The following is a 12,841-nucleotide window of genomic DNA, read 5'->3' as shown; positions in this document are numbered from 1 at the left end:
GGCCATTTTTTTGCGTGTCACACGGGAATCAGGCTGCGGCGCAGCGCGTCACCAGGCTCAGGCTGATGCCCATTTCCGTCAGGTGCTGCATGTCGGCCAGGCTCAGGTCGAGCGGCGCGTCGACCGTATCGTCGCCGTTCAGCTCCAGTTGCAGCTCGGCCACGATGCGCGGCATGGTGAAGGTCACGCCGCGCGAGCGGCATTCGGCCAGGTAGCTGCGTATGCGCGAGGGCAACACTTGCGATTTGGGCGCTTGCGCGATCAGCACGTCGAAGCCGGAATCGAGATGCACGCGATTCGCGCCCTTCGCCTCGCCCTTGCGCCATTGCCGTTCCGGATCGGTGGGCAAGACTTCGAGGATGGATTTGAGCGTGGGGTCGTCCCCATGCACGCACAGCTTCGCCATATTCATATTGCAAGACTTTCTAGTCAGGACGCCGCCAGGAAGACGGCGCGATCATCAGACCGACAAGTCTACGCATGGAAGGCAAATATGTCCATACGGCAATATTTGGCATCCAACTCTAATAAGCTCTCATTTGTGCTGCATCAAACAGGCGGAACAAGCAAGTTCCGCCTGCCACACACAATTACAGTGCCACGCCACGCGCCTGCAAGGCGGCGCGCACGCCGGCGCCATAGGCCGGGTCGGCCTGGTCGAAATGACCGAGCTGGCGCTGCAAGGTTTCCGGCCGCACCTGGCTCAGGGGACCAACCAGGTTGTCGAACAGGTTTTGCCTGGCCTGGGCGGACATCAGACGGAAAAGATTGCCAGCCTGCGTGTAATCGTCTTCCACGCCGCGCCCATCGTAACGGGCCGCGCCGCCAGCCAGCGCCAACTCCCCTTCGCCATGACCGAGCCCTTGCGGTGAGCTACCTGCCGCCGCCACGTTGGCGTAGTTCTGCGCCGCGCCGCCATTGTGGATCGCCATGCCGCCATCGCGCTGCTGGTTGTGGAAGGGGCAGCGCGCCGCATTCACGGGCAGATGCTGGTGGTTCGTGCCGACGCGGTACAGCTGGGCGTCGTGGTAGGCGAACAAGCGGCCTTGCAGCATCTTGTCCGGCGAGTATCCCATGCCGGGCACGGCGTTGGCCGGCGAAAAGGCCGCCTGCTCGACTTCCGCGTGGTAATTGTCCGGGTTGCGGTTCAACTCGAAAATACCGACGGGCAACAGCGGGAAGTCCGCGTGCGGCCACACCTTCGTCAGGTCGAACGGATTCCAGCCCGTGCGCTGTTCCCACTGCGCCAGTTCCTCTTCGGTGGCCACCTGCAGCTTGACTTCCCACTGGGGGAAATCGCCGCGCGCGATGGCGCCGAACAGGTCGCGCTGGGCGTAGTCGGGGTCGGCACCGGCCAGGCGGCCCGCTTCCGCCGCAGGCAAATTCTTGATGCCCTGGCGCGTCTTGAAGTGCCACTTCACGTACACGCGCTGGCCATCGGCATTGATCAGGCTATACGTGTGACTGCCGAAGCCATCCATGTGGCGGTAGCCGTCCGGCGTGCCCCGGTCCGAGAACAGCATGGTGACCTGGTGCAGGCTTTCCGGCGCGTGGCTCCAGAAGTCGAACATCATCTCGGCCGATTTCAGATTGCTTTGCGGATCGCGCTTTTGCGTGTGGACAAAGTCGGGAAACTTGATCGGGTCCTTGATGAAGAACATGGGCGTGTTGTTGCCGACCAGGTCCCAGTTGCCCTCTTCCGTATAGAAACGCACGGCGAAGCCGCGCGGGTCGCGTTCCGTATCCGCACTGCCGCGCTCGCCGCCGACGGTGGAAAAGCGGGCGAACGTGGCCGTCTGCTTGCCCACTTCACTGAACAGCCTGGCCTTGGTGTAACGGGAAATATCGTGCGTGACGGTAAAGGTGCCGTAAGCGCCCGAGCCTTTGGCGTGCACCACGCGCTCGGGAATGCGCTCGCGGTTGAAATGCTGGAGTTTTTCGATCAGGTGGAAGTCTTGCAGCAGCAGGGGGCCGCGGGGACCGGCGCTGATGGAATTCTGGTTGTCGGCGACGGGAATACCCGAGGCGGTACTGAATGGCGGCTGTTGGCTCATGGCTGCTTTTCCTTCGTTGTTGACTAATGAAACCAGTGTAACGAGGTCAACAACAAAGGAAAAGTTAATTGATTTTATCGAACCGATAGCTATTTACAATGCACAACCATGGGCATCGCACACGCCGCCCAATTGCGCCTGCAACTTCGCCGGCTGGCCCAGGAAGCCGCCGATATCGATCACGGACAGCTTGCCGCTGCCATCGTCGAGCACGAACGTGGGAAAGCCCTGTCCTCCCACCTGCGCCAGCAAGGCGCGGCTGGCATCGATGTGGCGTTGCGTGGCGGCGCCCGCCTGCCGCGCGTACTCGGCCTGGAATGCGGCCCCGTCCATGCCCAGCTCTTGCGCCAAGGACACCAGCACGGGCACGTCGGCGATGCGCAAGCCGTCCACGTAATGGGCGCGCTGCACGCGCTGCAGCATGTCCAGGCCCTTGCCGGCCAGCGATTCAGCCGCCAGGATGGCCGTGATCGGCGACTCGGAATCCATCATGGCCGTCGTGTCGTTCAGCAAGCCGTTGATGTAAGCGTCGCCGAAGGGCTGGCCTGACAATTGCTCAATGCGCCGGTCATGCGGCAGCACATAGCCCCGCCAGGCAGGCGTGATCTGGCGGCGATTGCTGCCCGTCATCATGCCGCCGCCGTGGAAGGCCACCGTCAGGCCGGGCACGGCGCGCGCCGCCTCGACCAGCGGCGCGGCGCCGTAGCACCAGCCGCACAGGGGGTCGAAAATGTAGTGCAGTGTGGGCATGCTGGCCTTGCCGCTTACCATTTCATTTCACCCTTTGCCACCTTGGCGCTCGTTTCTAAAGCGCCATCGAGGCCGAGTTGCGGGTAGTGCTGTTTCATGGCGGCGATCAGGGCGGCCGAGTTGGCGGCCTTGGCCGTTTCCCCTTCAAACGTCACCAGGTAGTCGCGCGTAAAACCGATGCTGTCCGGCGTCAGGGGCGAACCCACCTTGAAGTGGCCGGGCACGACGGTGACGGGTTTCAGCGCCGCGATGCCGTCGAGGGTCTTGAGCCAGTCCTGGCGCGATTGCAGGCTTTGCGTATCGGCCGTCCACACGTGCAAGTTACCAAACAGCACGACGCCGCCAACGACGGCCTTGATCGATGGAATCCACACATAGGTGCGCGCGGGCGTCGGGCCGGCGATATCGAGCGACTGGCCTTCCAGGCTGATGCGCTTGCCTTTCAAGGCTTCGGGAATGACGATGCCGTGCGGCGCATTGTCTTTCAAAATCGGCCCCCAGTAGGCGACCTTGGCGTCAGCCTTGCGGCGGATCTCGGCCACGGTTTCCGGCGTGGCGACGATCTTTGCCTTCGGGAAAGCTGCCTTGATCACATCGAGGCCAAAGTAAAAATCGGGGTCGCTGTGGCTGATATAGACCGTCGTCAGTTTCTTGCCGCTGGCGCGGATCTTTTCCACCAGCTTTTGCGCTTCGGCGCGCGAAAACTGCGCATCGATCAGCACGGCGTCATGCTTGCCCGCCACCAGCACGGAAGCGACGGGGAAAATCGCCGCTTCGCCCGGGTTGAATACTTCCAGGCTCAAGGGAGCGCTGGCGGCGGCAGAAGCGGCGCCGGCGGCAAACAGGCTGGAAACAAGAACGCTGCTGATGGATTTGGAGAACATGAGGTGCCTTCACAAGATGATTGGGATGACTGCATCTTACGTTGCTTGATTCGGTAGAAAAACCCGATAAAACGCAATAGTTTGTTGCTTAATTCGATTTAATCATCGACACCATCGAACGCTGGCACGCACCGGACAGTGTACGCGTCCAGTCAAGGCGTGCGCTAAAACAACACGCCAGGCGGATGCGCATCGGCGTGTCGAATGTGTCACAGCGTCATGAGGGTGTCACATTGAATTGTTATCTTGCTAGCTCTTTCAAACCTAGCCGGATGAACCACATGACACGCAGAAAAATTTCCGTCGCTGGCTGCAGCGTCGCCATCACCCTGATGCTGGCCGCCTGCGGCAGCGATGCCAAAAAAGAAGAAGTAGTGGCTGAAGCGCCGCCGAAAAACGTCATCTTCTTCCTCGGCGATGGCATGGGCCTGACCACCATGACGGCCGCGCGCATCTATTCGGTGGGCGAAGACGGCTCGCTGACCATGGACACCCTGCCGGAAACGGCCTTCGTCAAGACGTTCTCGAACGACGCGCAAGTGACCGACAGCGCGCCATCGATGGCCGCCTACATGACCGGCGTCAAGATGAACAATGAAGTCATTTCCATGTCGGCCAACACGGTCGCCATCGATCCGGGCACGGATACGAACGGCAACAAGCTGGTCAACAAATGCGGCACCGGCAACGGCACGCCCGCCACCACCCTGCTGGAACTGGCCAAGGCCAAGGGCTTTGCCGCCGGCGTCGTCAGCACGGCGCGCGTGACGCACGCCACGCCGGCAGCGACCTACGCGCACATCTGCCACCGCGACCTGGAAAACGATATCGCCGCAGCCCTGGTGCCGGGCGGCACGGGCTACAACAGCGCCCTGGGCACCACCGGCCTGGAAGTAGTCCTCGGTGGCGGCGCGCAATTCTTTACCCCATTCAAGAGCGGCGGCAAGCGTTCCGACGACCGCGACCTGGTGGCCGAACTGAAAGCGAAGAGCTACACGGTCGCCAACAACGCCACCGACTTCAAGGCCGTCGATCCTGCCAAGACGGACCGCCTGTTCGGCGTGTTCACTTCCAGCCACATGAGCTACGACCTGGACCGCGATGCAGCCAAGGAACCGAGCCTGGCGGAAATGACCACCAAGGCCATGGACGTGCTGGCCAAGAACAAGAAGGGTTACTTCCTGATGGTCGAAGGCGGCCGCATCGACCATGCGCTGCACGAAACGACGGCCAAGAAGGCGCTGCAAGACACGGTCGCCTTCGACAACGCCATCAAGGCCGCCATCGAAAAAGCCAAGCTCACCGACCCGACCCTGGCCAATACCCTGATCGTCGTCACGGCCGACCATGACCACACCCTGGTGCTGAACGGCTACGCCAAGCGCACGGGCAAGACGGCTGCCGGCAACCCTGGCGTGCTGGGCGTGGTGAAGAACTACGTGACCGGCGCGGTCGAAAAAGACCTGGACGGCGCACCGTATTCGATCATCGGCTTCGGCAATGGCGAAAACCGCACGCAATCGAGCCGCGCCGCCATGGCCAGCCTCGACGAAACCGTCACCAGCGCCAACACCTATCACCAGGAAGCCGTGATCCGCACCACGGCCGGCAATGAAACCCACGGCGGCACCGACGTCTTCCTGGGCGCCATCGGCAAGGGTTCGGAAACCTTCCTGGGCACCATCGACAACACCAAAGTATTCGGCCTGGTCAAGACCGCCGGCGGTCTGTAATCCCCAAGAGACAAGAATTGGACAAGCACATGAAACTCGCATTGAAACCCGCCCTGAAACTCTCCTTGCTGACCACGCTCGTGGCCGCCAGCGTCGCCAGCGCCTACGCCGCCGACGCCAAGAACGTCATCTTCTTCCTCGGCGACGGCATGGGCCCGTCCGTCGTGACGGCGGCGCGCATCTACCAGTACAAGGAAGACGGCAGCCTGACCATGGATACGCTGGAACGCACGGCGCGCATCAAGACCTTCTCGAACGATGCGCAAACGACGGACAGCGCGCCATCGATGGCCGCCTACATGACCGGCGTCAAGATGAACAATGAAGTCATCTCGATGGCGCAGGATACGATCGCCAAAGAGCCCAGCCGCGACGCCAACGGCAACCTGGGCGTGGACAACTGCCCGGCCGGCGGCAAGACCGTGCCGACCATCCTGGAACTGGCGAAAGCCAAGGGCAAGGCCGTGGGCGCCATCACCACCACGGAACTGACGCATGCCACGCCGGCGACGACGTTCTCGCACATCTGCAACCGCAATGCGCAATACGCGATCGCCGCGCAAACGACGCCAGGCGGCGCAGGCTACAACGCGGCCCTCGGCGATGGCGTCGACGTGCTGATGGGTGGCGGCCGCAACCACTTCACCCCTTGGTCGACGAGCAACAAGTACGGCCGCGCCGATGGCCGCAACCTGTTGACGGAGTTTGCCGCCAAGGGCTACACCGTGGCCGCGACGAAAGCGGAAATGGCGGCAGCGCCGAGCGGCAAGAAGTTCATCGGCCTGTACAGCACCCGCAGCCACCTGGAATATGAACTGGACCGCACGGCCACGCCGCCGCTGGGCGAAGGCGCGACCCAGCCTAGCCTGTCGGAAATGACGCTGAAAGCCATCGACTTGCTGTCGAAAAACACGAACGGCTACTTCCTGATGGTCGAAGGCGGCCGCATCGACCACGCCTTGCACGGCATCAACGCCAAGCGCGCGCTGACGGACACCATCGCCTTCGACGATGCCATCAAGGCGGCCATCGCCAAGATCAAGGAAACCGATCCAAAGCTGGAAAACACCCTGATCGTCGTCACGGCCGACCATGACCACACCCTGGCCTTCAACGGCTACGGCAAGCGCGGCAATCCTATCCTCGACATCAACCGCGGCTACAAGGATAACCAGCCAAGCAAGGATGCCGATGGCAATACCTACACCACGCTGGTCTTCGGCAATGGCCCGAACCGCCCTGACCTGCGCAGCAACGTCGACAGCGCCACGGCCCTGAAAGACAACTACCTGCAAGAAACAGGCGTGCGCCTGGCCAGCGAAACCCACGGCGGCGGCGACGTCAAGCTGCTGGCCACGGGCGCCGGCGCCAAGACCTTCAAGGGCACCCTGGACAACACCAAGGTGTTCGACTTGCTGAAGGCGGCATTCGGCTTCTGATCCACATCAACACGGTAACCCCACCGGGGCGGATGGCGTATGCCCTCCGCCCCTCTGCACGTAAAGGCAACACCATGAAATCGTCCCTGATCGCCATCCTCCTGGCCGCCGGCTTTGCCGCCAGCGCCCAAGCCGCTCCCGCCACCCCTGCCGACCTGGACCTGGGCATCACCTACTACAGCCGCGTCCTGACGCCGGAAGGCGTGACGCGCGAAAGCCGCTACGAAGAAAAGATGCTGCGCCGCCCCGGCCACGTATGGGTCGAGCGCGTGCTGGCGCCGGCGACGGACGCGCATGCCGGCCACAGCCACGGCGAGAACAAGAAAGTGGCGCTGAAAACGTCGACTGCGGCCACGCAGCATGAACACAAGCACTTCAATCCCGTGCTGATCCCGCGCCACGTGATGCTGGAAAAGAACACCGTGCGCGTGGAATACATCGATGCGCATGACAAGATCGTCGTCTCGATTCCCAAGGCCGAGTACGAAAACGTCAATTTCGACGGTTCCTGGGAAAACAGTTTTTATTTGCTGGACCCGAAACTGGTGGCCGCCATGCCACTGTCGAAACAGGCATCGGGCGTGACGGGCGCGCGCTGGCGCGAAGTGGAAAAGAACGGCGTGTTCCAGCGCATCCTGTGGGACGAACAAAAACAGATTCCCCTGATCATCGAAAGCGGCGACCGCGCCAACACGTTCTACCGCCGGGTCGACGTCAAGCTGCAGCCGACCGTCAGCAAGGCGCAGCCGTGGACGAATTTGCAGAATTACGCGCAGCGCGAATACTCGGACTATCTCGACTAAGCTTGACCACCCCATGCCGGCTCGCTAGTATCGAAAGCGTACAGCAACGGGAGCGCGGCATGGATGAACAATTCGAGAATGGTTTGCGCATGCGCAAACAAGTGATGGGCGACGCCTTTGTCGAGCGCGCCTTTGCCCAGGTGGACGCCTTCACGGCGCCCCTGCAGGACTTCGTCACGCGCAACGCCTGGGGCACGACCTGGTGCCGCGACGGCCTGGACCTGAAAACGCGCAGCCTGGCGACGATTGCCATGCTGACGGCCCTGGGCCGCGCCCAGGAGCTGCGCGGCCATCTGCGCGGCGCCGTCAACAATGGCGCCTCCATGCAGGAAATCCAGGAAGTACTGCTGCACGCCGCCGTGTATTGCGGCATGCCGCTGGCCATCGACGCCTTCCGCTCGGCGCATGAAGTGCTGCGGGAAATGGGCCTGGTGGCGCCGGCCGCGCCGCCAGCCTGACCATTGCCCCATCAAATCGGGACGTAAAAAAAGCCAGGGAAATCCCTGGCTTTTGTCTGGCTGGCGCCCAATTACTCCGCCGCTGCCGCCTTCTTCGCCGGCGCCTTCTTGGCGGCCGGCTTTTTCACGGCCGTGGCCTTCTTGGCCGGCGCCTTTTTGACGGCTGGCGCTTTCTTGACGGCCGTCTTCTTCGCTGGCGCCGCGCCTTCTTCGCCTTCGACCTCGGCAGCTGCAGCCTTTGTCTTCGCACCCGGCTTGGCCTTGCGCTCTTCAAACTCGAAGCTCACCTTGCCATCCTTGCCCCGTACGAGGAAAGCCTTGAACGGACGGCGCGTGCGCTGCGAAACAAAGCCAGGCAGCAAGTCCGTCTTGCCATCGTTGAGCAGTTTTGCCATTTGTTCCGGCAAGATTTCCTGCTGCAAGATGATGCGGCCGCTGCGGAAATCGCACGTCTTCGGCTTGGCCACGCTGTGCTCGCACACATAGGCCAGGCCCATTTCGTACACGCCCGCGTTGCACTTGGGGCACGGTCCCACGGGCGTCTGGCCCGTGAAATCGACGCCTTCGCCATCTTCGCTCTCGTCGTTCTGGCCGAAATCAAATTCCAGCTTGAAATTCTTGATTTCTTCATCGCGCACGATGCGCAGGATGGCGGCGAACGGACGGCCCATCTTCGAGCGGAAGCCTTGCAGCGGGCCGATGGTGCGGTCCTTCAGCAATTGTTCCACTTCGGCGATTTCGAACTGGCGCGAACCCGGTGTCTTGCTCATCGAGAATTCGCACTTGGTGCAGGCGAAACGACGGTAGTTTTCCTTCACCACGCCGCTGCAGTTCGGGCAGGGCGTTTCCAGGGTGGCGTAGTCGCCGGGAATCGTGTCGTTGTCGTATTCCTTGGCGCGCTTGACGATGATTTGCGTCATCTGCGCGATTTCGCGCATGAATTCTTCGCGCGAAATCTTGCCTTTTTCCATCTGCGACAGCTTGTATTCCCACTCGCCCGTCAGCTCCGGTGCCGTCAATTCATTGACGCCCAGGCCTTTGAGCAAAGTCATCAGCTGCGACGCCTTGGCCGTCGGGATCAGTTCGCGGCCTTCGCGGATCAGGTAGCGCTCCGTCAGCAAGCCCTCGATGGTGGCCGCGCGCGTCGCTGGCGTGCCAAGACCCTTGCCGGCCATCGCATCGCGCAGCTCGTCGTCGTCGATCAGCTTGCCGGCACCTTCCATGGCCGACAGCAAGGTCGCTTCCGTGAAGCGCGCTGGTGGTTTCGTCACCAGGCCGTTGGCACTGACGCTTTCCGTCTGCACTTTCTCGCCCTTGGCGACGGGCACCAGGTTGCCGTTGCCATTGCTTTCCTTGTCGGCGTCCGTCGACGCTTCCTTGCCGTAGATGGCCAGCCAGCCCGGATTGGTCATGACCTTGCCTTCAGTCTTGAACTGATGGCCGGACACTTCCGTGTAGCGCGTGGTGACCTGGAATTCGGCAGGCGGGAAGAACACGGCCATGAAGCGGCGCGTGACCAGGTCATACAACTTCTGTTCCGGCTCGGACAAATTCTTTGGCGCGATCGTCGTCGGGATGATCGCGAAGTGATCCGAGATCTTCGTGTTGTCGAAGATGCGCTTGTTCGGCTTGACCCAGCCCTTGTCGATGATCTGCTTGGCGAACTGGTGGTAGTTGCTGTTTTCCTTGACCGTTTCCAGCGCCTGCAGCACGGTCGGCATGTAGTCTTCCGGCAAGTGGCGCGAATCGGTACGCGGATACGTCAATACCTTGTGCTTTTCATACAGCGCCTGGGCCAGGCCCAGGGTGTTCTTGGCGGAGAAGCCGAAACGCGAGTTCGCTTCGCGCTGCAGGCTGGTCAGGTCGAACAGGCCCGGCGCCATCGAGGTGGTCGGTTTCGATTCTTCCGTGACGATGCCTTGGCGGCCGCGGCAGGCGGTGGCGATCGAGTCGGCAGCCGTCTTGCTCCACAGGCGCTCGGCGCGCTTCTCGGGATCGTTCTCGTCCTTCTTGAACTTCGTGTCGAGCCAGCGGCCTTCATAGATGCCGGCCGCGCAAACGAATTCGGCGCGCACTTCCCAGAAGTCGCGCGGCACGAATTTCTTGATCTTGTCTTCGCGTTCGACCACGATGGACAGGGTCGGCGTCTGCACGCGGCCCACGGTGGTCAGGTAGAAGCCGCCTTCTTTCGAATTAAACGCCGTCATGGCACGCGTGCCATTGATGCCGATCAACCAATCGGCTTCCGAACGGCAGCGGGCCGCATCGGCCAGCGGCAGCATTTCCTCGTCGCTGCGCAGGTGCGAGAAACCGTCGCGGATGGCGCCCGGCGTCATCGACTGCAGCCACAGGCGCTTGACCGGTTGCTTGGCCTTGGCGTTTTGCGCGATCAGGCGGAAAATCAGCTCGCCTTCGCGCCCCGCATCGCATGCGTTGATGAGGGTGCTTACGTCTTTGCGTTTGATCAGCTTGTTTAATACTTTGAGGCGCGCTTCCGTCTTGGCGATCGGGTTCAGCGCGAAATACGGTGGAATCATCGGCAAGTGCGCGAAACTCCATTTGCCGCGCTTCACGTCGAATTCTTCCGGCACGGCGATCTCCAGCAAGTGGCCGACCGCCGACGACAGGACGTATTCATCCGATTCAAAGTACTCATCGTGCTTGGTGAAGCCGCCAAGCGTCTTCGCGATATCGTTCGCGACAGAAGGCTTCTCGGCGATGATGAGGGTTTTTGTCATATTTTTTAGTCTCGAAAAATGCTCTAGGATAGTTTCAGCATGCGCATCATACAGTGCATTGCCAGGCGCCGACGCTTTTGTCTGCGCAAGGCCCTGTGACTTGTGGTCTTGTCAAGCGGCCAATGATAAGCGCCTATTGAAGAATTCGGCAAGTTATCTGCAAGCAAGAATGCGCAAGCGCAAAAACAATGGTCTGGCGTGCGCGCCGGTGCAGTGCATCTTAAAGGGGATGGCGCGGCAGCGGCGCCAGGGTCAGGCCAACAGCCGCAGCGCAGCCGATGACGACACTATATATTAGTGCAATAAGCGGGGAGGCAAGTCTTCGTCGTCGACGAACAGGTCGTCGAACATCAGCGCGTCCGGTTCCTTGCCCTGGCTCCACAGCAGCATCAGCACGATGACTTTCAGCTTGCCCAGCGAGACGGGTGCCTCGTCGAGCGCCAGCGCCCGTTCGATGACGATTTCGCGCTGCAGCGGCGAGAGCACCTTGGCGCTTTCCAGGAACTGGATGAAACCGATGGCGGCCGTGCCCAGCACGTCGCTTTCCTGCTGCACGTAGAAGCGCGTGCCCGTGGAACTGGCCGTCAGGGTTTGCTCGGCACCGGCCATGGCGTTCAAGTCCGTCAGCCACACGAGCGCTTCGGAAATCTCCACGTCGTCGAAACCGACGGCCGACAGTTTGCGCGCCAGCACTGCCGGCTCGGGGCAGGCATCGGGGCGATAGTAAGTCTCGTAGAGGTACACCAGGATATCGAACATGGCTCTACTCTAGCAGCTAAGTTCGCTAAGACACAAGGGCGCACACCGACAAAGCGCGCCCGTGCGGCAAGGCCGCCACACAAGTGACAAGCTGTCATTTGCAGCGTTGAAACAGTCCTCCCGGCAAGCGTTCGACCCGGCCCGCCAGCTCCAGCGCCAGCAATTCAGCCATCAGCGCGCCCATGGCCAGGCCGCTGCGCGCGGCCAGGGTATCGGCATCGTGCGGGTCGTGGCCCAGCGCCGCCAGCAGCGGCGGTTCGTCTTCCACCGCTGCCGGCAACGTGGCAATGCCGCCCAGCCATTGCAGCTCTTGCAGCACGTCATCGGCCGACTCGACCAGCTTGGCGCCCTGCTTGATGAGCGCATGGCAACCCTTGGCCAGAGTCGAGTGGATGGAACCGGGCAAGGCATACACGTCGCGCCCCTGCTCGCCGGCCAGGCGCGCCGTGATCAGGGAACCCGACTGGGCAGCCGCCTCGATCACCAGCACGCCGCGCGCCAGGCCGCTGATCAGGCGGTTGCGGCGCGGAAAGTTTCCCGGCATGGCCGGCAAGCCCAGCGCGTATTCGCTGACGATGCAACCTTGTTCGGCAATTCTTTGCGCCAGATCAAGGTTGCGTCGTGGATACACCAGATCGGCGCCCGTGCCGATCACGGCCACGGTGCCGCCTTCGCCGCGCAAGCCGCCCTCGTGCGCGTGCGTGTCGATGCCCAGCGCCAGCCCGGAAATGATGGTCAAGCCTGCCATGCTCAACGCTTGGGCGAAGGCGGCCGCATTCTGCATGCCTTGCGCGCTGGCATTGCGGCTGCCGATGATGGCCACGCCGGGACGCGACAGCAGTTCCGCCCGCCCCCGCACATATAACAACAGCGGCGGATCGGCGATTTCCAGCAGCAGGGGCGGATACGCGGCATCGGCCAGGGTCAGCACGGCATTGCCGGGCCGCTGCAGCCACTGCAGGGTAAGCGCCAGCTGGCTGTTGGCCACCGGTTTGGGCGGCTGCACGATGGCGCGCGCCACGCTGGCCGGCACCACCTCGCGCAAGGCCTCGAACGGCGCGGCAAAGATATCCGGCGGCAAGCCGAAGCGGGCCAGCAAGGCGCGCGCCGCCACCGGCCCCACGCCGGGCAGATGCTGCAGGCGCAGCCAGCCCGCCAGTTCCGCGGCCGTGTCCGCCGTCGTTGCGATTGCATGCATGACAACCTCGTTGTGTACTGTGCCA

11 protein-coding genes are annotated in these 12,841 nt (G+C 62.3%); 4 read left to right on the top strand and 7 right to left on the bottom strand.

Annotated features, from left to right (window positions below):
• Positions 1-28: 28 nt before the first annotated feature.
• From AC1RJW_RS25150 to AC1RJW_RS25135, 4 genes are all read right to left on the bottom strand, one after another.
• Positions 29-412 carry a hypothetical protein gene (locus tag AC1RJW_RS25150; RefSeq protein ID WP_070222728.1) on the bottom strand — a complete coding sequence of 128 codons (384 nt, stop codon included), beginning with the start codon at positions 410-412 and terminating at the stop codon, positions 29-31.
• 178 nt (positions 413-590) lie between these two features.
• Entirely contained in the window at positions 591-2,054 is a 1,464-nt protein-coding gene (locus tag AC1RJW_RS25145) for a catalase (RefSeq protein WP_493047355.1), read from the bottom strand.
• 93 nt (positions 2,055-2,147) lie between these two features.
• A complete protein-coding gene (locus AC1RJW_RS25140) occupies positions 2,148-2,804 on the bottom strand; it encodes a DsbA family protein (RefSeq protein ID WP_493047354.1) in 657 nt (218 codons plus the stop codon).
• A 14-nt stretch (positions 2,805-2,818) separates the two neighbouring features.
• Positions 2,819-3,688 carry an MBL fold metallo-hydrolase gene (locus AC1RJW_RS25135; protein ID WP_493047353.1) on the bottom strand — a complete coding sequence of 290 codons (870 nt, stop codon included), beginning with the start codon at positions 3,686-3,688 and terminating at the stop codon, positions 2,819-2,821.
• Positions 3,689-3,969: 281 nt separating this feature from the next.
• On the opposite strand from AC1RJW_RS25135, the gene AC1RJW_RS25130 reads away from it, so the two are divergent.
• From AC1RJW_RS25130 to pcaC, 4 genes are all read left to right on the top strand, one after another.
• Complete coding sequence (locus tag AC1RJW_RS25130; protein WP_493047352.1) at positions 3,970-5,421, top strand: alkaline phosphatase; 1,452 nt, start codon at positions 3,970-3,972, stop codon at positions 5,419-5,421.
• Positions 5,422-5,450: 29 nt separating this feature from the next.
• Positions 5,451-6,860, top strand: a complete 1,410-nt coding sequence (locus AC1RJW_RS25125) for an alkaline phosphatase (protein ID WP_493047351.1) — start codon at positions 5,451-5,453, stop codon at positions 6,858-6,860.
• A gap of 74 nt (positions 6,861-6,934) precedes the next feature.
• Positions 6,935-7,663 carry a hypothetical protein gene (locus AC1RJW_RS25120; RefSeq protein ID WP_493047350.1) on the top strand — a complete coding sequence of 243 codons (729 nt, stop codon included), beginning with the start codon at positions 6,935-6,937 and terminating at the stop codon, positions 7,661-7,663.
• A 59-nt stretch (positions 7,664-7,722) separates the two neighbouring features.
• Entirely contained in the window at positions 7,723-8,121 is a 399-nt protein-coding gene (gene pcaC, locus AC1RJW_RS25115; RefSeq protein WP_493047349.1) for a 4-carboxymuconolactone decarboxylase, read from the top strand.
• A 71-nt stretch (positions 8,122-8,192) separates the two neighbouring features.
• Here the strand turns inward: pcaC and AC1RJW_RS25110 are convergent, their stop codons facing one another.
• The 3 genes from AC1RJW_RS25110 to dprA form a co-directional block, all read right to left on the bottom strand.
• Complete coding sequence (locus AC1RJW_RS25110) at positions 8,193-10,859, bottom strand: DNA topoisomerase III (protein ID WP_493047348.1); 2,667 nt, start codon at positions 10,857-10,859, stop codon at positions 8,193-8,195.
• Between the two features lie 294 nt (positions 10,860-11,153).
• Positions 11,154-11,618: a Smg family protein gene (locus AC1RJW_RS25105; protein ID WP_070222738.1), complete on the bottom strand. Its 465-nt coding sequence runs from the start codon at positions 11,616-11,618 to the stop codon at positions 11,154-11,156.
• 94 nt (positions 11,619-11,712) lie between these two features.
• Positions 11,713-12,816, bottom strand: coding sequence for a DNA-processing protein DprA (dprA, locus tag AC1RJW_RS25100; protein ID WP_493047347.1), 1,104 nt, complete (start codon positions 12,814-12,816; stop codon positions 11,713-11,715).
• Between the last annotated feature and the right edge of the window lie 25 nt (positions 12,817-12,841).

The sequence above is a fragment of the Janthinobacterium sp. GW822-FHT07A03 genome, from assembly GCF_058798815.1.
This window is presented reverse-complemented; position numbering and strand designations above follow the sequence as displayed.